The following is a 19,374-nucleotide window of genomic DNA, read 5'->3' on the forward strand; positions in this document are numbered from 1 at the left end:
GGCAACCATTGGTTGCGTATGACGCTAGCCCGCGGGTGGCGAATGTGCAACCTTTTGTTGCGGTTCAGCCCAGCCCGTCCAGCAGCAGATCCGCCACCGCCTGCGCGGCCAATGGTGGTCCGCCGGGCGCGACCGAACTGGCCGAGGAGGTCGCCACCAGCATCCGCGCCGCGGCGTGGTGGCGGGGCGTCGGCTCGCGGTGGCCGGTCACCCGCGCCAGATACGCGCTCACCGCCGTGGTGATGGAGTCGTGGATCTCTCGCGCGCGGGTCCGCAGCTCGGGGTGGTGCTCGCTCTCCCGGAACACGATCCGGTGCATCGGCGTCTGCTCGCCCAGCAGGCGCGACAACCGCGTCCACAACTCGACCACGGCGGCGCGCGGATCGGCCGGCGCCGGGGACGGGACCAGATCGGCGAGGGTCCGCGTCGACCGTTCCCGGATCAGCGCCAGCAGCAGCCCTTCCTTCGTGCCGAAGTGGTAGAAGATCAGCCCCTGCGGCACCCCGGCGGCCGTCGCCAGGCGGGCGGTCGACGTGCGGGCGTAGCCGCGCTCGGCGAACAGCTCCTCGGCCGCGGCCAGGATGCGGTCGCGGCCGGAGGAGTGGGGTCCGGTCACGGGGCTCAGAACTCGGTGACGCCGGCGTCGGGGGCCAGCTCGTGGGCGGTGACGTACTTCGATTCGTCCGAGGCCAGGAACAGCACCGTGTCCGCGACGTCCTCGGGCTCGGTGATCGCCACCGGCAGCAGGTTCGTCAGCATCCCGGCCAGCTTCGGGTCCCGCTCGAACCCCTTGGCGAACGCGGCCTGCAGCCCCTCGCCGGTCATCCCGGTGTTCACCCCGGTCGGATGCACGCTGTTGACGCGGATGTCGTGCCGCGCCAGCTCGGTGGCGAACGCCTTCGCCATGCCGCGCACCGCCCACTTGCTCGTCGTGTAGGGCACCAGGAACGGCTGAACCTTCATCCCGGCGGCCGAGCTGATCAGGATGATCGACCCGCCGCCCCGCTCGACCAGGTGCGGCGCGCCGGCCATGACGGTGTTCCACACGCCGCGCACGTTCACGCCGATCGTGTCGTCGAAGATCTCCTCGGTGACGTCGTCCCAGGTCGACGGCACGCAGATCCCGGCGTTGGCGACCACGATGTCCAGCCCGCCCAGCTCCGCGACACCGGCGTCGACGCCCGCGCGCAGCTTCGCCAGGTCCCGCACGTCCGCCTGCACCCGGACCGCCCGCCGCCCGGTCTTCTCCACCAGGCGCACGGTCTCGTCCAGGTCCGCGGGCGTGGGGGAGGCGTAGGTGACGCTGGGCAGCGTGCCGGCGATGTCCACCACGATCACGTCGGCGCCCTCCTGCGCCAGCCGCACCGCGTCCGCCCGGCCCTGACCCCGTGCCGCGCCGGTGATCAACGCGACCTTGCCCGCAACCCGTCCCGCCATCGTCTGAGTCTCCTCGTCTCCCGCGCCGTCGCGGGTCACCGCCGAGACTGCCCCTGAGTGAGTACTCAGTCAAGAGCCTTGACGGGTCCGGGCCGCGATGCCATCCTTCGTCGGCATATCAGAGGCTCTGATGATTGGTGGTTCGATGACGCACCAGCAAGCCCTCTCCGCACAGAGCTCCGGCACCCGCGACGCCCGGCGGGTGGCGGTCGCGAGCTTCGTGGGCACCGCGATCGAGTGGTACGACTTCTTCCTCTACGGCGCGGCCGCCGCGCTCGTCTTCGGGCCGCAGTTCTTCCCCTCCGGCAACCCCGCGGTCAGCCAGCTCGCGTCGCTGACCACGTTCGCCGTCGGGTTCCTGGCGCGGCCGGTCGGCGGGATCGTCGCGGGCCACTTCGGCGACCGGATCGGCCGCAAGCGGATGCTGGTGATCTCACTGCTGATCATGGGCACGGCCACCGTGCTGGTCGGGCTGCTGCCGACCTACGACCAGATCGGCGTGGCCGCGCCGATCCTGCTGGTGGTCCTGCGCCTGGCGCAGGGTGTCGGGGTGGGCGCGGAATGGGGCGGCGCGGCGCTGATGGCCGTCGAGCACGCGCCACCGTCGCGTCGCGGGCTCTACGGCGCCGCGCCGCAGCTCGGTGTCCCGGCGGGCGCGATCGCCGCGAACCTGGTGCTGCTGGTGGCCTCCACGTCCACGCGCGAGGCGTTCGTGGAGTGGGGCTGGCGGCTGGGCTTCCTGGTCAGCTTCGTGCTGGTGATCTTCGGCCTGGTGATCCGCCGCCGCCTCACCGAGAGCCCGTTGTTCGAGGAGGCGGCCCGCAAGCGCCCGGCGCGCGTGCCGCTGCTGGAGGTGCTGCGCGACCACCCGCTGGCCGTGGTGCGGTCGGTGTTCGTGACCGGCGCGTCGACCGCGATGGGCTACATCATCCTCACCTACATCCTGTCCTACGGCACCGCCGAGGTCGGCTACTCGCGCAACGCGCTGCTGGTCGTCGTCATCCTCACCAGCGTGGTGCAGCTCGGCGCGATCTACGGGCTGTCCGGGCTCGCGGACCGCTTCGGGCGGCGGAAGGTGATCGCCGCGGGGGCGATCGCGCAGGCCGTGGCGGCGCTGTTGTTCTTCCTGGTGTTCGACACCGGCGTGTTCGTGCTGGCGCTGGTGGCGTGCGTGGTCGCGGTGATCACGGTGTCGGCCCAGTACGGGCCGCTGCCCGCGCTGCTGTCCGACCAGTTCCCGACCCGGATCCGCTACAGCGGCGTGTCGCTGGGTTACCAGCTGGGCAACGTGGTCGGCGGCGGGCTCGCGCCGGTGGTGGCGACCGCGATCTTCACCGCGTCCGGCAGCTCGCTGCTGGTGGGCGTGTACCTGGCCGGGATGGCCGTGCTGGCACTGGTCGCCGTCGCGCTGACCCCGCGGGGGAACGCGTGATGCGCGGTGCTGCTGGCACTCGTGCTCGCCGGCGAGCGCGGCGACCCGTCTGAGCGGCACGCTGCCGGATGGCGTGACCTGGATCGCGGACGTGCCGGCCGCCCGCGCAGGGGTTTCCTGCGCCGGCCGGCCCGCGGTGGTGAGCGCGTCGATGGACGCGGCGGCCTCGCGCCCGGAGCGGCTGCCGGAGGGGGCCGCCTCGATCGGGGACGCGGCGTTCGTGCGTTACTCGCCGCCGCCGTTCGTCAACGCGCGCTGAGCGTTGGCGTGCGAGGCGAGCATGCCGTAGCCGTCCTCGAGGCCCTGCCGGAAGGCGGCGCGGCTGGTCTCGTCCATGCCGGACAGCATGCGGTCCTCGAGCCGGCGCACCAGCGGGGTGCACTCGTCGAGGACCTGCCGTCCGCGCTCGGTGAGGGTGGCGAGGAGGACCCGGCGGTTGGCCGGGTCCTCCGCACGCTCGATGAGCCCGTACTTCTCCAGCGTGAGGACCATGGTGTGCATGGTCTGCGGCCGGACGAACGAGCGGCGCGCCAGCTGCGCCGACGACAGGCCGTTGCGGTGCCGCAACGCGGTCAGCGCGGTGTACTGCAGGGTGGTCAGCCCGAACGGTCGCAGCGCGTCGTCCATCAGCGAGCGGATCACCAGCTCCAGCCTCTTGACCAGGTACAGGGTCAGCGGGGCGTCGTCGGCGTGGTGTTCGGTCACCACCCCATGCTGCCACGGTCCGGTGTGGACTCCCCGGTCAGCTCGCTCCTGACCTCAGCCGAGGAGTTTGAGCAGCTCAGCGGCGAGCGGGGCCGACGAGGCCGGGTTCTGTCCGGTCACCACGGTGCGGTCCACCACCACGTGTGGCGCGAACGGCTCGCCCGTCTCGACTTTCAGGCCCGCCTCCGTCAGGCGGTCCTGCAGCAGCCAGCGCGCCTTGGCGGCGTTGCCGGCCATCTCCTCCTCGGCGTTGCTGAACGCGGTGATCCGGTACCCGGCGAAGGCGTTGCCGCCCTCGTCGGTGGCGGCCAGCAGCGCGGCCGGGCCGTGGCAGACCACGCCGAGCGGTTTGCCGTCCCGCAGCGCCCGGGTCAGGAGCCGCCCTGAGTCGGCGTCGGCTGCGAGGTCCTCCATCGGGCCGTGGCCGCCGGGCACGTAGACCGCGTCGAAGTCGTCCGGCCGCACGTCGGCCAGCGCGACCGGGTGCGCGAAGGCGGTGGACGCGACCTCGCGAAGCCGGGCGGCGGTCTCGGCGCCCCCGGCGGCTTCGGGGCTGAGGCTGGCCTCGTCGACGGGCGGCACCACACCGCCGGGCGTGGCCACGGTGACCCGGTGCCCGGCCGCGGTGAACGTCTCGAAGGGGACCACGGCCTCCTCGGCCCAGAATCCGGTCGGGTGCTGGGTGCCGTCCGCGAGCGTCCAGCGGTCGGCACCGGTCATCACGAAGAGAATGTTCGCCATGTCTTCGACGGTAGGCGCGCAGCCATCGGAAATCGAATAGAAGTGGCGATCGGTTCCATCGGTTTTCCGATACCTTGGCGGACGTGGACCTGAACCTGTTGCGCACGTTCCTCGCCGTCTACCGGTCGGGCTCGTTCACCGCGGCCGCGCCGCTGCTGGGACTGTCCCAGCCGACGGTGACCGCGCAGGTGCGCGCGCTCGAACAGCAGCTGGGCCGCGCGTTGTTCACCCGCCTCCCGCGCGGTGCCGAGCCGACCCACCTGGCGCACGAGCTGGCGGGACGCGTCGCGGGGCCGGTCGACGCCCTGGCCGCGGTCGCCGGGACGGCCACCGTCCACTCCGGACCGCCGGAGCCGGTGTACCTGGCCGGCCCGGCCGAGCTGCTGTGCGTGCGTGTGATGCCCGCGCTGGCGCCGCTGGTCGCCGGGGGCGTGCGGCTGCGGGTCGCGACCGGGCTGACCGATCCGCTACTCGAGCAGCTGCGGGCCGGCCACCACGACCTGGTGATCTCGACCCGCCGTCCCCGTGGCCGCGCGCTGGTGGCCTACCCGTTGATGGACGAGGACTACGTGCTCGTCGCGGCGCCGCCGGTGGCCGCGCGCGCCGGCGAGGACGTGTGCGGCACGACGGCGGACCTGCCGCTCGTGACCTACGCCGAGGACCTGCCGATCGCGCGCCGGTACTGGCGGGACGTCTTCGGCAAGCGGCTGACCGCCGAGGCGGCGGTGACCATGCCCGACCTGCGCGGGGTGGTGGCCGCGGTGGCCGCCGGCGCCGGGTACAGCGTGCTGCCGCGGTACCTGTGCGCCGCCGAGCTGGCCTCCGGCGCGCTCGTCCCGCTGCACGAGCCGGAGGAGGCGCCGTTCAACACGGTCTTCCTGGTGCAGCGGCCGGGCGCCGGGGCGAATCCCGCGGTCGAGCGCGTGCGGGACCTGCTGCTGCGCGAGGCCCGCACCTGGTAGGTCAGTAGACGATGCCGCGTTCGCGGACCACGTCCCAGGTCTCCAAGGGCAGCTCGGTGAGGGCGAAGACGTCGTCGACCGCGGCGAACCGCGCCCCGGCGCGGGCGTCGACGATCCGCTGGGCGACGGCCGGGTCGATGCCGCAGGTCTCGGCGATGGCCGAGGCCGGGGCGGCGTTGAGGTCGACCAGGCCGCCGTCGTCGTAGTCGCGGGACAGGTCGGGGCGGCCGATGCCCAGCTCGCGTGCCATCGCCGGGTCGTTCGCGGCCAGCTCGCGGGCTTGGCGCCGACGTTCCCGCGCCGCCCGGACGCGCGCCACGGCCGGGTCCTCCTCGGGCCGGGGCGCGGTGCGGGTGCGCCGCAGGAAGAACTGCTGCACCGACGCCGCACCGACGATCGCCAGGATCATCGCCACGCCGATGTTCGCCCGCGTGTTCTCGGCCGGGGTGGGCGTTTCGGTGTAGGGCGGCAGGGTCACCAGGACGAACACCATCAGCGCGAAGTACAGGACGGCCCACAGGTGGATCCGCGGCCGGCGCAGCCGCGCGGCGGCGTGCACGAACGGCACCCACGTGAGCAAGCCGAGCGACAGGATGGTCAGCGGCAGGTACCACCAGCCGGTGAAGTGACGTTGCGTGCGCTGGGTCATGGCAGCCGTCCTTCCGTCATCGCAGCTTCGACGCACGCCCGCGGCGGTCGGTTGCCACCCCGGGTGACGTCGAGGGGATGCGGCAGCCGGATCCCGCTCGCTAGCCGCGGGCGCCGGCTTCTCGACGATGATCCGCCGCGTCGTCACGGTGTAGCGGCCGTGGGTGAGCCTCCCTCGCGCCCACAGCGCTCCGGCGGCAGCGTGCCGGGGCCCTGCTGGCCACCGGTTTCGTCCTCGGCAGCGCGACGGCCCACGCGGCCGCCGAGGACCCGCGCGCCACGCGGTACGACGACGACAACGCCAGCACCTGCGCCGACGCCAAGCTCGCCGGCACCACCCTCACCGCGGACGACTACACCCACACCCGCGGCAAGCTCGACGACGACCAGTACCTCGACATCGTCTCCGTGTCGCCGGACATCACGGTGACCGGCATCGTCGTCAAGGGTGGCCACGCCTTCAACGTCTACGAGCCCGGCAAGCTCGGCCTGTCGACCACCCCGCCGTGGACGGACCTGCGCGCCCCGGTGACCGGCCAGAACGACAACATCCCGCAGCTGAGCCACTGGTTCGTGTGCGGCGTCGAGAAGACGACCACCACCAGCACGACGGTCACCACCACGTCGCGGACCCCGGCCACCACGACCACGGCCACCACGTCGCCGACCTCGGTGGGCACGACCGCGCCGGAGTCCAGCGCCGGCGCCGGCAGCAGCTCCCCGGCCGCCGGCGGCGCCGTCGCGACCACCCCCGAAACCCCGAAGGCCGTCTCGCAGAACGCCGCCAACCTGGCCCACACCGGCTTCGACGGCGGCTGGCTGATCGGTCTCGGCGCGGCCCTCGTGCTCGGCGGTGCGGCGCTGGTGTTCCTGGTGCGCGCCCGCCGCAAGGCCTGACCACCCGCCCGGCAGACTGGTCGCCATGAAGGTGATCGGTCTGCTGGGCGGCATGAGCTGGGAGTCCTCCCTGGAGTACTACCGGCTGGTCAACGAGCGGGTGCGGGCCGCACTGGGTGGTTTCCACTCGGCGCGCACCGTGCTGTACTCGGTCGACTTCGCCGTCATCGAGGCGATGCAGGCCGCCGGGCGCTGGGACGAGGCGGGCGCCGAACTCGCCCGGGCGGCGCGGGCGCTGGAGGCGGCGGGCGCCGACGTCGTCGTGTTGTGCACCAACACCATGCACAAGGTCGCCGGGGCGATCACGGACGCGGTCGCGATCCCGTTGCTGCACCTGGCCGACGCCACCGCCGCCGCGATCACCGCCGCCGGGCTCACCCGCGCCGGCCTGCTCGGCACGCGCTTCACCATGGAACAGCCCTTCTACCGCGACCGCCTCGCCGCGCACGGGCTCGACGTGCTGGTGCCCGGCCCGGCCGACCGCGACCTGGTGCACCGGATCATCTACGACGAGCTGGTGCACGGCGTGGTGCGGGAGGAGTCCCGCGCGGCCTACCGCGGCGTGATCGAACGGCTCGTCGCGGCCGGCGCGGACGGCGTCGTCTACGGCTGCACCGAGATCGAGCTGCTGGTCGGCCCGGCCGACAGCACCGTGCCGACGTTCCCCACCACCCGCCTGCACGCCGAGGCCGCGGCCGACTTCGCGATGGGCGTCCGGCCGCTGCCCGCCGCGCCGGTCAGCTGACCCCCGCGGCCCGCGCCCACTCGGCGATCTGCGTCCGGTTGGCCAGGCCCAGCTTGGTCAGGATGCTGCGCACGTGGCTTTCCACCGTGCGTTCGGAGAGCACCAGCCGCTCGGCGATGGCCCGGTTGGACAGCGCCGCGGCCAGCAGCCCGGCGATCTCCCGTTCCCGCGCGGTCAGCGGATCGGCCGCGCGCAGGCGGTCCAGCAGCTCCGAGGCGCGCCGGACGGCCCCGGGCATCCCCAGGCGGCGCGCTTCCGCCAGGGCTTCGCGCGCCAGCACCGCCGCGCGTGCCGGCTCGACCAGCGCGGCGAGCGCGAGCCGGTTCAGCACGACGTAGGGGCGGGCGCCGGTGCGGGTGTCGATCGCGATGGCCTCGTCGAACCAGCGCCGGGCGTCGGCGTCCCGGCCCAGCAGCGCCGCGGCACGCGCCCGCCAGGCCACGAACGCGTCCGAGCAGAACACCCCCGCCCCGCCGGAGACCACCGGCGGCAGCGTGGCGAGGTGATCGGCCACCAGCGCGGCCATCTCCCGGTCGCCGACCTCGGCCGCGAGCGGGAGCAGCTGGAACGCGGTCGCCGGGTTCTGGGCCAGGAAAGCGCGGTCCACCACGGGCCGGACCGCTTCGTACCGGGCCGCCGCCTCCGCCCGCCGCCCGCGCAGCAGCTCGACCACCGGCCGGGACGCCACCGCGATCGCCAGCGACGGCACCTCGTCGAGCACGTCGTCCCCACCGTCCGGGATGTCGCCGGGATCGCCGGTCACCTGGGCCAGCTGATGCCGGAAGGCGAACGACATCCCCACGGCCGTCCGGTCCTCCGCCAGCTCGGTCGTCGCCACCTCGGTCGCGAGCTCGTCCAGCTCCCGGGCCTGCGCGAACGCCCCGCGGTAGGCCAGCACCGACGCGCGCAGCCGCAGTTCGTGCCAGCGCACCAGCGGCAGCCGGGTGGTGCGGGCGAGTTCGGAGATGGCGGACAGCTCGGCGTCGACCGCGGTCATCGTGCCGGCCTCGAACGCCGCGTCCAGGCGCCACTTGTGCGCCCACAACGCCAGCAGCGGCTGATCGGTGCGGGCGGCGAGGTCGATCGCGAGCGTGGCGAGCCGGAGCCGTTCCGGCAGCGGCAGCTCGATCGGCCACACCTTGAACCGCGCCCGCACCGCGTCCACGAGCGCTTCGGCGTCCCCGCAGGCCTCGGCGAGCGCGAGCGCCTCGGACGCGAGTTTCGTGGCCTCCGCCCTGTTCCCGGTCTCGGCCGCGAGGGACGCCGACTGCGCCAGAAGACGGGACCGCAGCGCGGGATCGGCGTCCGCACCGAGGCGGCCGAGCGCGGTCGCGGCCAGCTCGGCAAGGCCGGGCACCAGATCCGGCGCGGCGATGTCCCGCACGACCAGGGCGGCCGCGGCGGCGAGGTCCGGACGCTCGCGCGCGGCCTCGCGGGCGTGCTCGAACGCCTGGCGGAAGCGGCCCGCCCGGTATTCGGCGGTGGCGAGGTCGATCAGCAGCCCGGGCACGCGGGACACCTCGCCCGCCCGGCGCAGCGCGTCGCACGCGAATCCCAGGAACCGGGCCGCTTCGGCGAAAGCGAGCGACCGCGTGGCCTCCCCGGCCGCGCGCCGGGCCCAGTCCGCGGCCCGGGACAGCGTGGGCCCGTCGGCGGCGGCGCGCAACCAGTGCCCGGCGACCACCCCGGCCAGCGCCGGATCCCGCCGCGCCCGCTCCTCCAGTGCCCGCGCGGCGCGGGCGTGCAGCGACTCGCGGACGCTGGGATCCAGCCCCGCGTAGATCCCGTCACGCACCACGGCGTGCGCGAACCGGCGCAGCCCGGCGCCCACCGGTACCAGCACGCCCGCCCGCACCGCGTGATCCAGTGCCTGCGCCACGTCGTCCACTCCGGACACTCCCGTGAGGACGGTGCTGTCGACCTCCTCGCCCAGCACCGCGGCGATTTCCAGCAGTTCCCGCACCGGAGCGGGGAGCGCGGCGACCGTCGAGCGCACGAGGTGTGCGAGCGGGAGACCGTCGCCGGAACGCGCGATCGCCCGCAGGTACAGGGGATTGCCACCGGAGCGCCGCAGCGCGTGCCGGGCGTCGAGCGGGCACCCGTGGTGCGACAGGAACTCCCGCACCTCGCCCTCGGACAGCGGCGGCAGGGTGATGCCGTGCGCGCCCGGCCGGCCGAGGAGGTCCGGCAGCACCGCGTCGAGGCGCCCGGGCTCGGTGTCCCGGTAGGTGGCCAGCACGGCGAGCCGGGACCGGCGCAGCTCGCCGGACAGGTGCCGCAGCAGCCGCAGCGACGTCTCGTCCGCCCAGTGCAGGTCCTCCAGCACGAGCACCAGGCCGTCCGGCTCGGCGGCGGCGATCAGCGCGTCCGCGGCGGCCGCGACGAACCGGAACCGCGCGGCGAGCAGGTCGCCCGCGTGGTCCGGTTCCGGCACACCCAGGCCGTCCAGGACGCGGCGCCACGGCCACAACGGCGGCGCGCCCGGGTCGTCCACGCAGCGGCCCCAGCGCACCGGCGCCGGGACGTCCGCGGTGGCTTCCTCGCAGAGCCGGGTCTTGCCGATGCCGGCCGGGCCGGCGACGAGCAGCAGTCCACCCGAGCCCGCGGTGGCGTCGCCGAGCAGGCGCGCGATCTCGCCACGCGCCGCGGCGCGCCCGACGAACGGCTCGGTCCCCACCCCAGGAGTATCGCCCGCGCGGAGGTCTGCGTGACGCGAATCAGTGCTGCGGATCGGTGCCGGCACTGATGTGGCGGGGCCGCCGCCGGGCGGACAGTCGTGCGGTCACCACCGTGGGGAAAGGAGAACCCGATGTACGCCACCGTCCACCAGTTCCGGCGAGCGATGCGCGGGGAACGCGAGAAGTGGGGCACCGCCGGCCCCGGCTGCCTCGGCGGATGCGTCCTGGTCCAGGTCGCCGGCATGGCCGGGGTCGTGGTCACCTTCTGGCCGGACCAGGACAGCGCGGCCGCCGCCCGTCCGGAGTGCGAGCAGACCTGGCTCGACTCCCGCGTCTACCGGGTCGAGTTCAGCCTCCACGCGCCGGGCGAGCCGCGGTTCGCGCAGGCGACCTGGTTCGACGGGCCGCGCCGGGAGGAGGTCGCCGACGCCGAGCGGCGCGCCGGGCGCGACCGGATCTGGCCCGCCGTCCGGGACCTGCCCGGGCTCGGCACCTGCTACGTGCTGGCGGGGGAGGACCGGGCGAGCGTGGTGCTGGGTTTCGCCGACAGCGTCGAGACGATCGAGGCCGTGCAGCGGGCCGTGATGACCACCGAGCTGCTGCCCGGCGAGGACGAGGCGCTGCTGCCCGGCCCGGACCGCGTCGACCTGCACCGCGTGCTGTACGCGGACCTGCCCGCGCCGGTGGGTGATCCCCGATGACCGCCGTGCGCAGCGCCAACTGGACCGTCGTGGCCGAGGGCACCACCGCGCGCTTCCGGGTGCGCAACTTCGGGCTGAACCGGGTGACCGGCACGATCCCGGTCCGCGGCGGCGCGGTCCAGGGCACGGCCGTGCGGGCCGAGCTCGACCTGGTGGCGCTGGACACCGGCAACCCGAAGCGCGACGCCGACCTGCGGAAACCGAACCTCCTCGACAGCGCGGCCCGTGCCACGCTCCGCTTCACCGGAACCGCGGTCGACGGCGGGCTCGTCGAAGGCACGCTCGCACTGCGGGGCACGACGTGCCCGATCACCCTGACGGTCCGCCCGGCCCCCGACGACCGCCCCGACGCGCCACACCTGGTGGCGACCGGGGTCCTCGACCGGACGGCGCTGGGAATGCGCGTGCCGCGGTTCGTGATCGGCAGGCACATCGAAGTCACCGTGGACGCCCGGCTCGCGCCGGCTCCCTGAACCAGTTCATCCGGCACGGGTGGTGCGCCCGGATGCGGGCGCACCCCCCGTGACACGCTCGTAGTGCCCGGCATGAGGGTCCTGCGGGTGCGGCGTGCCGCGGATATGTTCCTCGACGCGGATCGTCGCGTGGAGTGGCCTGCGGTGGCGGTGTTGCGTGAGGCGGGCGTGGCGGCGGATGCCGAGCTCACCGCCTGCGGCCGCCTCGGCGGTCATCGCGGCGCCTTCCGTTGCAGGCCTCCCTGTGGCGGCGGGCCGTTCCTCACCGCCGGGGTGACCAGCGGGCGGGCGGCGCCGAGGTCAGGGCTTCGGCGCGGTGCCGCCCAGGTGGGCGGGCAGCCACCAGAGGTCGTCCGGGCCGGCGGGCTTCTCCGGGTACTCCGCCTGGGCCCGGTCGAGCAGCACGCTCATCCGGTCGCGCAGCTCGCGGGTGACGGCGTCGGCGTCGGCGTCCGGGCCGGGGCGCAGCGGCTCGCCCATCAGGATCGAGATTGGCACGTGGCGCTGGGTGAGCCGGCGCGGCCGGCCCTTCGTCCACAGCCGCTGCGAGCCCCACACGGCCATCGGGATCAGCGGCACCCCGGCCTGGGCCGCCATGCGCGCCGCGCCGGACTTGACCTCCTCGACGGTGAACGACGGGCTGATCGTGGCCTCCGGGAAGACGCCCACGACCTCACCGGCGCGCAGCCGGGCGACCGCCTCGTCGTAGGCGCCGCGCCCGGCGGCGCGGTCGACCGGGATGTGCCCCATGCCGCGCATCAGCGGGCCGGAGATCCGGTGGTCGAAGACCTCCTTCTTGGCCATGAACCGCACCAGCCGCTTCGCCGGCTGGGCGCCCAGGCCGCAGAAGATGAAGTCCAGGTAGGACACGTGGTTGCAGGCGATGACCGCGCCACCCCGGGCGGGGATGTGCTCGCTGCCCTCGACGCGCAGTTCCAGGTCGAGAACCCGGAACATGGTCTTCGCGAACAGGACGACGGGTGGGTACACGAGCTCTGCCATCCCGTCAGGTTACGGGACCGTAGGTTACTTCCCCGTAGGGTCGCGATGTGACGTTCGTCCGGTCCCCGGCGGTGGCCCCGGCCGTGCCACCGGGGCCACCGCGGAAGCTCAGGAAACGGCCGCGGCCTTCTTGGCCCGCGCCGCCTCGACGCGCTCGGCGTGGCTCGGCGGGTTGGCCGGCACGTGCGCGGGCCGCTTGGCCTCCATCTCCTTGCGCAGCACCGGGACGACCTCCTCGGCGAGCAGGTCGATCTGCTCCAGCACCGTCTTCAGCGGCAGGCCCGCGTGGTCGAGGAGGAACAGCTGGCGCTGGTAGTCGCCGACGTCCTCGCGCATCGCCGCGTACCGGTCGATCACCTGCTGCGGGCTGCCGACGGTCAGCGGGGTCGTCGCGGTGAAGTCCTCCATCGACGGGCCGTGGCCGTAGACCGGGGCGTTGTCGAAGTACGGGCGGAACTCGTTCCACGCGTCCTGGGAGTTCTTGCGCATGAAGACCTGCCCGCCGAGCCCGACGATCGCGGTGTCGGCCGGGCCGTGGCCGTAGTGCTCGAAGCGCTGCCGGTAGAAGTGGACCATCTTCTTGGTGTGCGACATGGGCCAGAAGATGTTGTTGTGGAAGAAGCCGTCGCCGTAGTAGGCGGCCTGCTCGGCGATCTCCGGGCTGCGGATCGAACCGTGCCAGACGAACGGCGGAACCCCGTCGAGCGGGCGCGGGGTGGCGGTGAAGCCGCGCAGGGGGGTGCGGAAGTTGCCCTCCCAGTCGACGACGTCCTCCTCCCACAGGCGGCGCAGCAGGGCGTAGTTCTCGATCGCCAGCGGGATGCCCTGGCGGATGTCCTGGCCGAACCACGGGTAAACCGGGCCCGTGTTGCCGCGGCCCATCATCAGGTCCATCCGGCCGCCCGAGATGACCTGCAGCATCGCGTAGTCCTCGGCGATCTTCACCGGGTCGTTGGTGGTGATCAGGGTGGTCGAGGTGGACAGGATGATGTTCTCGGTCACGCCGGCCAGGTAGCCGAGCAGGGTCGTGGGGGAGGACGGGACGAACGGCGGGTTGTGGTGCTCGCCGGTGGCGAAGACGTCGAGCCCGGCCTGGTCGGCGTGCTGGGCGATGGTCAGCATCGACCGGACGCGCTGGGTGTCGTCCGGAGTTTCGCCGGTCGTCGGATCCGTGGTCACGTCGCCGACGGAGAAGATCCCGAACTGCATGACAGCCTCCTGCTGATCTGGTGTTCGGCCGGTAAAACGTCTCGCGCGGAAGAATATTCCAGGCAAGATTATCGGCCGGTCCAGCGGCGGTGGGCCTCCGGGTCCACGTTGCCCCCGCACACGATCGTGACCACGTGCCGCCCGGCGAAGCGCTCGCGGTCCTCCAGGATGGCCGCCACACCGAGCGCGGCCGACGGCTCGACGACCAGCCCGGCGTGGTCGAACAGCATCCGCATCCCGGCGATGATCGACGCCTCCTGGACCAGGACGGCGTCGTCGGCGACCTGGCGGAGGTCGTCCAGCACGGCCGGGATGGGGCGCCGCGCGGCGACGCCGTCGGCGATCGTGTTGGTCGACTCGGTGGTGACGACCTGCCCCCGGCGCCACGACAGCGTCATGGCCGGTGCTCCCAGCGGCTGGACGCAGATCACCTCGGCCCCGGGCACACAGTCCTTCACCACGTGCCCCACCCCGGTCGCCATCGCCCCGCCGCCGAGGGCGATCAGCACGGCGTCGAACGGCTCGGCCGCCACCAGTTCCAGGCCGATGGTCGCCGCGCCCTCGCACGTCTCGATGTCCAGGCTGTCCTCGACCAGCCGGATCCCGTCGTGCCGCGCGATGTCCACCGCCCGCTCGCGGGCCAGCTCGAAGTCGCCGTCCACCAGCTCCAGCCGCGCACCCAGGGCGCGGATGCGGTCGAGCTTGGTCGCAGGCGCGAACCGGGACGCCACGACGGTCACGTCGAGCCCCCGGTTGCGGCCGGACCAGGCCAGCGCGTGGCCGAGGTTGCCCGCGCTGGCGCACACCACCGCGCCCGAGCCGAGTGCGCTCGCGATCACCTCGGTGCCGCGGCCCTTGAAGCTGCGCACCGGGTTCGCCGTCTCCAGCTTGACGCTCACCGCGCAGCCGAGGGCGGCCTCCAGCGCCGCGCAGCGATAGAGCGGGGAGTCCAGGAACACCGGGTCGATGACGTCGCGGGCGGCTCGGATCCGGGCCGTGTCCAGGCGCGTGGTCAGCACGCGCGCACCAGGTCGAGCACCACGTCCCGCAACCCGGGGGCCAGCGCGATCGTCGACGCCGAGGACACGGTGTGGTCGCTGCCGTCGGCGTCCAGGACCAGCCCGCCGGCCTCCCGCACCAGCAGCACGCCCGCCATGGTGTCCCACGGCAGGTTCGACAGGATGATCGTCGCGTCGAGGCGGCCGTGCGCGACCCACGCCAGGTCGGCCGCGGCGGTGCCGATCATCCGCACCCGCTCCGCCCGCGCGCCCAGATGTTCCAGCAGCGACAGGCGCAGCCGGTTCTTCGGCCCGGCGTCCTCGCCCACCGCGAAGTCGCCCAGGGAGACCATCGCCTCGGCCAGCGCCGACGCCCCGGACACCCCGATCCGCGTGTCCCCGGCGTGAGCGCCGTGGCCCTCGGCCGCGGTGTAGACGGTGTCCAGGAACGGCAGATCTATCGCCCCCACCACGCTGCGCTCGCCGGACACCAGGGCCAGCGAGATCCCGGTGAGCGGGATGCCGCGGGCGAAGTTCGCGGTGCCGTCGACCGGGTCGAGCACCCACCACAGCGCGCCCCGCTCGCCGCCGCGCTCCTCGCCGACGACGCCGATCTCCGGCGTCTCGCGCCCGAGGAACTCCCGCACCGCCTCCTCGACCGCCAGGTCGATGTCGGTCACCAGGTCGCGTTCGCTCTTCTGGGTGACCGATCGCGGGGCGCGTGAGGTGATGATCCGCCGCCCGATCGCCACCGCCTCGCGCGCCACCGGCAGCAGGCTCAGGTGGTCCACGTCAGGACTCCGCCGCGTCGAAGTTGTCCACCTGCGGCAGGACGTGCCCGAGGCGGTCGCGCTTGGCGGTCAGGTACCGGATGTTGTCCGGGCTCGCCGGCGCCAGCAGCGGCACCCGCGCCGACACGCGGATCCCGTGCGACTCCAGCGCGGCGATCTTGTCCGGGTTGTTGGACATCAGCCGCACCGACCGGACGCCGAGGTGGTGCAGCACGCGCGCGGCGGGGCCGTAGTCGCGCACGTCCACCGGCAGCCCGAGGCTCGTGGCCGAGTCGACCGTGTCCAGCCCCTCGTCCTGCAGGACGTGTGTGCGCACCTTCGCGACCAGGCCGATCCCGCGCCCCTCGTGCCCGCGCAGGTACACCAGCACGCCGCTGCCCTCGCCCACGATCGCGTCCAGTGCCGCGTCCAGCTGTTCCCCGCATTCGCAGCGCACCGCGCCGAACACGTCGCCGGTGAGGCACTCCGAATGCACGCGCACCAGCACGTCGTCGCGCCGCAGCCGGCCGTGGGCGAGCGCCAGGTGCTCGGCGCCGTCGCGGAAGGCCACGCTGCGGAACGTGCCGCGGCGGGTGACCAGTGTCGATTCGGCGATGTCGGCGATGTCCATGGGTTCCCCTCGTCGTCGATCGGGAACTTGCCCTCCCCGGTATACCTGAACCGATGAGTTCGCTGCCGCCCGACACGACCGACGACGTGCGCGACCGCGGGGCCGCGGTGGCGGTGCTGCCCGTCGGAAGCCTCGAACAGCACGGCCCGCACCTGCCCCTGACCACCGACACCGTGATCGCGTGCGCGGTCGCGTCCCGCATCGCCGGGGAGCACGGGTTCCGGCTGCTGCCTCCGGTCACGGTGTCCTGCTCGCACGAGCACGCCGCGTGGCCGGGCACGGTGAGCATCTCGGCCGCCACGCTGATCGCGGTGGTCGAGGACATCGCGTCGTCGCTGCGTGCCGGCGGCGTCGGGAAGCTGGTGCTGGTCAACGGGCACGGCGGCAACCACGTCCTGGCCAACGTCGTGCAGCAGGCCGGCGGCGCGATGGTCCTGTTCCCGACGTACGGCGAGTGGCAGGCGGCGCGCGCGGCGGCGGGGGTGCGGACCTCGAACGACGAGGACATGCACGCCGGCGAGCTGGAGACCTCGATCCTGCTCTGCACCGCCCCGGAGCTGGTCAGGCCCGGGTACGAGACGGCGGACTCGGCACCCGGCGATCTGCGCCACCTCCTCTCACTCGGACTGGCCCCGTACACGAAGTCGGGCGTGGCCGGTCATCCGTCACTGGCTTCGCCGGACAAGGGCCGGGCGGTGCTGGACGCGCTGGCTGACGCGTTCCGGGCGCACCTGCCGGTTCTCGAGCGCTGAGCGCCCGGGTCGTCACGCCGCTCCGATCGCGAGCAGGTCGGTGTGGTGCACCACCACGCGCAGGTCACCCGCGGCGCAGGCGTCGAGCCGGCGCCGGAGGTAGGCCGCGGTGTCCAGCCGCGGCTCCTGCCTGCGTGCGGCGGCGACCCAGCCGCGGAGCCACTGCCCGGTCAGCTCACGCTGGCCGGGGCCGAGCCGCCACGGGCTGGGCGCGTGGTGGACCACCGCGCCGCGCCGTTCGAACGCCCGGGTGGCGACGGCGATCGCGTCCGGGCCGAGCAGGTTCCCGCGCCGCTGGTGGGCGTTGAAGGCGGCGGTGATGTGCGCGTCGAGCGGGTCCGCGGGCGTCAGCTCGACCCGCCCGGCGACCGAGAGCGTCAGCAGCGCCGCACACCCGGCGGCTGCGCAGGCCTCGGCGATCGTGTCCACTTCGGACGCGGTGAGCAGGTCGAGCAGCGCGGAGGCGGTCAGCAGCGCGGTGCCGGTGAGGTCGAGCCCGGTCAGGTCGCCGATGTGGGTCTCGAAGCTCGCGCCGGGGACCGCGGCGCGGGCGAGCAGCCCGGGATCGCGGTCGTGCAGGACCCAGTGCTGCGGAAGGCCCAGGCGGGGCGCGAGCCAGCGGGCCATCGACCCGGTGCCGGAGCCCAGGTCCCGGATGACGAGGGGAGCCGTGTCGCCGGGCGGGGACCCGGCGGCCGGGCGATCCGGGGCACCGCCGGCGAGGCGGCTGTTCAGGTGCTCGCGCGGCTGGGCGGGCGGCTCGGTGCCCGGGTTGGGGCCGCCGAGCTGGGCGCTGCGGTGGTGCCCGGCCGCGCCGCGGCCGCTCGAGTGCTCCCGCGGCGCGGCGAGTGGCTCCGTGGCCTGGCTAGGTGCGCTGGGCGCGCTGTCGGGGCTCTGGGTCGGGCCATGGCCGCTCGGGTGCTCCTGCGGCGCGGCGGGTGGCTCCGTGGCCTGGGTGGGTGCGCTGAGCGGGGCGCCGTCGGGCCTCCGGGCCGCGCCGCGGCCGCGCAAGTGCTCCCGCAGCGGGCCGAGCAGCTCCGTGGCCCGGGCGGCCGCGTCGGCGGGCTCGCGCAGCGCCAGCCACTCCGGGGCGCAGCGGGTCGTCTCCAGGCGGCCGGGCTCGCCGGGGCCGGCGCCGTCCCAGGGGTCCACATTCATCTCACGAAACGCCACCCCGTTCCGGTTCATCCAGGATCCGCTCCATCACCCGCGCGGCGGTCCGCCACGTCACCAGCTCACCCCGCCGCGAGCGGGCCGCCCGGCGCAGCACCGACCGCCACTCCGGCGACGTCAGCCACCTCCGCAACGCCCGGGCCAGCGCATCGACCTCGCCCGGCGGCACGACGATCCCGGGCACGGAACCATCGGCCGCCCGGCCCAGCGCCTCGGTCTCCACCGACGTCAGCACCGGGATCCCACGCGCCAGCGCCTCCGTCACCACCATCCCGTAGGTCTCCGACCGCGACGGCAGCACCAGCAACCCGGCCCGCTCATAAGCCTGCGCCAGCGGCGCCCCCACCAGCGGCCCGGTGATCGTCACGCGACCGGCCAGCCCGCGCCGCGCGACCAGCTCCCGCACCCGCGCGGCGAACGCGGGGGAGCGGCGGACCGGCCCCACCAGCCGGCACGTCCACTCCAGGTCCGCCACCGCGGCCAGCGCCTCGACCAGCACGTCCTGCCCCTTGTGCGGGGTCAGCGACGCCACGCACAGCAGCTCCTCACCCGACGACAGCGGCGCCGGATCCGTGCCCGGCGTGACCACGTGCACCCGCTCCGGCGGCAACCCGTGGTGCCGCACCAGCCGCGACGCCGTCCGCGCGCCCGGGGTCACCACCGCCGACGCCGCGCGCAGCGTCGCCCGCTCCAGCGCGTCCAGCGCGACAGACGCGCCGGTCTCGTCGGCCAGCGGCATGTGCACCAGCACCACCAGCCGCAGCCGCGCGGCGTGCGGCACCACGATCTCCGGCACCCCGCACGCCACGAGCCCGTCGATCACCACCAGCGAGCCCGGCGCGGCCGATCCCAGCGCCCGGTCCAGCGCGGCTCGCGCGGACGCCGACGGGTGCGGCCACGACCCGGCGACCGCGACCTCCCGCACCGGCCGGCCCAGCGCGGCCAGCTCCCGGCTCAACCGCCGGTCGTAGACGTTGCCGCCGCTGGGCAGCTCCGGATCGTCGACGTCACCTGGCAGGATGAAGATCACGGTCGTAGCTCGCCCAGGCGACGTGCGATTCGTGCAGCGTCACGGTGATCCCGGCCAGCCCGCGCGCGCCCTCGCCGAGCGCGCCGTCGTGCACGCGGCCGGCCAGCCGGTCGGCGATCACCTTCGCCAGGAACTCCGTCGAGGTGTTGATCCCGGCGAACTCGGGCACGTCGTCGAGGTTGCGGTAGTTGAGATCGGCCAGCACCGCGCCCAGCTGCTGGGTCGCCAGACCGATGTCGACCACGATGTTGTCGGCGTCCAGCTCGGCGCGGCGGAACGTCGCGTCCACCACGAACGTCGCGCCGTGCAGGCGCTGCGCCGGCCCGAACACCTCGCCGCGGAAGCTGTGGGCGACCATCAGGTGGTCGCGGACGGTGACGCTGAACAAGG

Annotated in this window: 22 protein-coding genes; 8 read left to right on the plus strand and 14 right to left on the minus strand. The window is 74.2% G+C overall.

Features of this window, described 5'->3' with window-relative positions; translation table 11 throughout:
• Nucleotides 1–64: 64 nt before the first annotated feature.
• Both IE290_RS01635 and IE290_RS01640 read right to left on the minus strand, forming a co-directional pair.
• A complete protein-coding gene (locus IE290_RS01635) occupies nucleotides 65–616 on the minus strand; it encodes a TetR/AcrR family transcriptional regulator (protein ID WP_191242695.1) in 552 nt (183 codons plus the stop codon).
• Between the two features lie 5 nt (nucleotides 617–621).
• Nucleotides 622–1,437, minus strand: coding sequence for a mycofactocin-coupled SDR family oxidoreductase (locus IE290_RS01640; protein ID WP_191242696.1), 816 nt, complete (start codon nucleotides 1,435–1,437; stop codon nucleotides 622–624).
• A gap of 145 nt (nucleotides 1,438–1,582) precedes the next feature.
• Between IE290_RS01640 and IE290_RS01645 the strand changes: the two genes are divergently transcribed.
• Together IE290_RS01645 and IE290_RS01650 are read left to right on the plus strand one after the other, a co-directional pair.
• Entirely contained in the window at nucleotides 1,583–2,869 is a 1,287-nt protein-coding gene (locus tag IE290_RS01645) for an MFS transporter (RefSeq protein ID WP_191242697.1), read from the plus strand.
• A 73-nt stretch (nucleotides 2,870–2,942) separates the two neighbouring features.
• Nucleotides 2,943–3,128: a hypothetical protein gene (locus IE290_RS01650; RefSeq protein WP_191244009.1), complete on the plus strand. Its 186-nt coding sequence runs from the start codon at nucleotides 2,943–2,945 to the stop codon at nucleotides 3,126–3,128.
• Here the strand turns inward: IE290_RS01650 and IE290_RS01655 are convergent.
• Both IE290_RS01655 and IE290_RS01660 read right to left on the minus strand, forming a co-directional pair.
• The gene (locus IE290_RS01655) at nucleotides 3,095–3,577 is read right to left on the minus strand and encodes a MarR family winged helix-turn-helix transcriptional regulator (RefSeq protein WP_191242698.1); all 483 of its coding nucleotides are present in this window, start codon (nucleotides 3,575–3,577) and stop codon (nucleotides 3,095–3,097) included. The two genes, IE290_RS01650 and IE290_RS01655, sit on opposite strands and share 34 nt — an antisense overlap.
• Before the next feature lie 51 nt (nucleotides 3,578–3,628).
• On the minus strand, nucleotides 3,629–4,315 hold the full coding sequence (locus IE290_RS01660; protein ID WP_191242699.1) for a type 1 glutamine amidotransferase domain-containing protein: 687 nt from the start codon (nucleotides 4,313–4,315) through the stop codon (nucleotides 3,629–3,631).
• Between the two features lie 83 nt (nucleotides 4,316–4,398).
• On the opposite strand from IE290_RS01660, the gene IE290_RS01665 reads away from it, so the two are divergent.
• The gene (locus IE290_RS01665) at nucleotides 4,399–5,277 is read left to right on the plus strand and encodes a LysR family transcriptional regulator (protein WP_191242700.1); all 879 of its coding nucleotides are present in this window, start codon (nucleotides 4,399–4,401) and stop codon (nucleotides 5,275–5,277) included.
• Between the two features lies 1 nt (nucleotide 5,278).
• Here IE290_RS01665 and IE290_RS01670 read toward each other — a convergent pair whose 3' ends face one another.
• On the minus strand, nucleotides 5,279–5,926 hold the full coding sequence (locus IE290_RS01670) for a ComEA family DNA-binding protein (RefSeq protein WP_191242701.1): 648 nt from the start codon (nucleotides 5,924–5,926) through the stop codon (nucleotides 5,279–5,281).
• 407 nt (nucleotides 5,927–6,333) lie between these two features.
• On the opposite strand from IE290_RS01670, the gene IE290_RS01675 reads away from it, so the two are divergent.
• A complete protein-coding gene (locus IE290_RS01675) occupies nucleotides 6,334–6,822 on the plus strand; it encodes an LPXTG cell wall anchor domain-containing protein (protein WP_191242702.1) in 489 nt (162 codons plus the stop codon).
• Nucleotides 6,823–6,847: 25 nt separating this feature from the next.
• Nucleotides 6,848–7,567: an aspartate/glutamate racemase family protein gene (locus IE290_RS01680; RefSeq protein WP_191242703.1), complete on the plus strand. Its 720-nt coding sequence runs from the start codon at nucleotides 6,848–6,850 to the stop codon at nucleotides 7,565–7,567.
• On the opposite strand, the gene IE290_RS01685 is transcribed toward IE290_RS01680, so the two are convergent.
• Complete coding sequence (locus IE290_RS01685) at nucleotides 7,560–10,244, minus strand: ATP-binding protein (RefSeq protein WP_191242704.1); 2,685 nt, start codon at nucleotides 10,242–10,244, stop codon at nucleotides 7,560–7,562. The two genes, IE290_RS01680 and IE290_RS01685, sit on opposite strands and share 8 nt — an antisense overlap.
• 132 nt (nucleotides 10,245–10,376) lie before the next feature.
• On the opposite strand from IE290_RS01685, the gene IE290_RS01690 reads away from it, so the two are divergent.
• Both IE290_RS01690 and IE290_RS01695 read left to right on the plus strand, forming a co-directional pair.
• Nucleotides 10,377–10,946: a hypothetical protein gene (locus IE290_RS01690; protein WP_191242705.1), complete on the plus strand. Its 570-nt coding sequence runs from the start codon at nucleotides 10,377–10,379 to the stop codon at nucleotides 10,944–10,946.
• Entirely contained in the window at nucleotides 10,943–11,419 is a 477-nt protein-coding gene (locus IE290_RS01695) for a YceI family protein (protein WP_191242706.1), read from the plus strand. The genes IE290_RS01690 and IE290_RS01695 overlap by 4 nt, the downstream gene beginning before the upstream one ends.
• A gap of 300 nt (nucleotides 11,420–11,719) precedes the next feature.
• Here IE290_RS01695 and IE290_RS01700 read toward each other — a convergent pair whose 3' ends face one another.
• From IE290_RS01700 to IE290_RS01720, 5 genes are all read right to left on the minus strand, one after another.
• Complete coding sequence (locus IE290_RS01700; protein WP_191242707.1) at nucleotides 11,720–12,421, minus strand: lysophospholipid acyltransferase family protein; 702 nt, start codon at nucleotides 12,419–12,421, stop codon at nucleotides 11,720–11,722.
• 108 nt (nucleotides 12,422–12,529) lie between these two features.
• On the minus strand, nucleotides 12,530–13,630 hold the full coding sequence (locus tag IE290_RS01705) for an LLM class flavin-dependent oxidoreductase (RefSeq protein WP_191242708.1): 1,101 nt from the start codon (nucleotides 13,628–13,630) through the stop codon (nucleotides 12,530–12,532).
• Between the two features lie 68 nt (nucleotides 13,631–13,698).
• Entirely contained in the window at nucleotides 13,699–14,649 is a 951-nt protein-coding gene (locus IE290_RS01710; protein ID WP_191242709.1) for a threonine ammonia-lyase, read from the minus strand.
• Complete coding sequence (locus tag IE290_RS01715; RefSeq protein WP_191242710.1) at nucleotides 14,643–15,419, minus strand: inositol monophosphatase family protein; 777 nt, start codon at nucleotides 15,417–15,419, stop codon at nucleotides 14,643–14,645. The genes IE290_RS01710 and IE290_RS01715 overlap by 7 nt, the downstream gene beginning before the upstream one ends.
• A 1-nt stretch (nucleotide 15,420) precedes the next feature.
• Nucleotides 15,421–16,029, minus strand: coding sequence for a GTP cyclohydrolase II (locus IE290_RS01720; RefSeq protein WP_191242711.1), 609 nt, complete (start codon nucleotides 16,027–16,029; stop codon nucleotides 15,421–15,423).
• Between the two features lie 53 nt (nucleotides 16,030–16,082).
• On the opposite strand from IE290_RS01720, the gene IE290_RS01725 reads away from it, so the two are divergent.
• Nucleotides 16,083–16,781 carry a creatininase family protein gene (locus IE290_RS01725; RefSeq protein WP_191242712.1) on the plus strand — a complete coding sequence of 233 codons (699 nt, stop codon included), beginning with the start codon at nucleotides 16,083–16,085 and terminating at the stop codon, nucleotides 16,779–16,781.
• Nucleotides 16,782–16,793: 12 nt separating this feature from the next.
• Here IE290_RS01725 and IE290_RS37595 read toward each other — a convergent pair whose 3' ends face one another.
• From IE290_RS37595 to IE290_RS01745, 3 genes are read right to left on the minus strand one after another with little or no spacing between them, the layout of a single operon-like run.
• Nucleotides 16,794–17,969 (minus strand): hypothetical protein, encoded by a 1,176-nt coding sequence (locus IE290_RS37595; protein ID WP_229874030.1) that lies wholly within the window; start codon nucleotides 17,967–17,969, stop codon nucleotides 16,794–16,796.
• Nucleotides 17,941–18,984: a glycosyltransferase family 4 protein gene (locus IE290_RS01740; protein ID WP_191242713.1), complete on the minus strand. Its 1,044-nt coding sequence runs from the start codon at nucleotides 18,982–18,984 to the stop codon at nucleotides 17,941–17,943. The genes IE290_RS37595 and IE290_RS01740 overlap by 29 nt, the downstream gene beginning before the upstream one ends.
• The gene (locus IE290_RS01745; protein ID WP_191242714.1) at nucleotides 18,962–19,372 is read right to left on the minus strand and encodes a 6-pyruvoyl trahydropterin synthase family protein; all 411 of its coding nucleotides are present in this window, start codon (nucleotides 19,370–19,372) and stop codon (nucleotides 18,962–18,964) included. Before IE290_RS01745 ends, IE290_RS01740 begins: the two co-directional genes overlap by 23 nt.
• Between the last annotated feature and the right edge of the window lie 2 nt (nucleotides 19,373–19,374).

Source organism: Amycolatopsis deserti (assembly GCF_014653945.1).
Lineage (GTDB): Bacteria > Actinomycetota > Actinomycetes > Mycobacteriales > Pseudonocardiaceae > Amycolatopsis_E > Amycolatopsis_E deserti.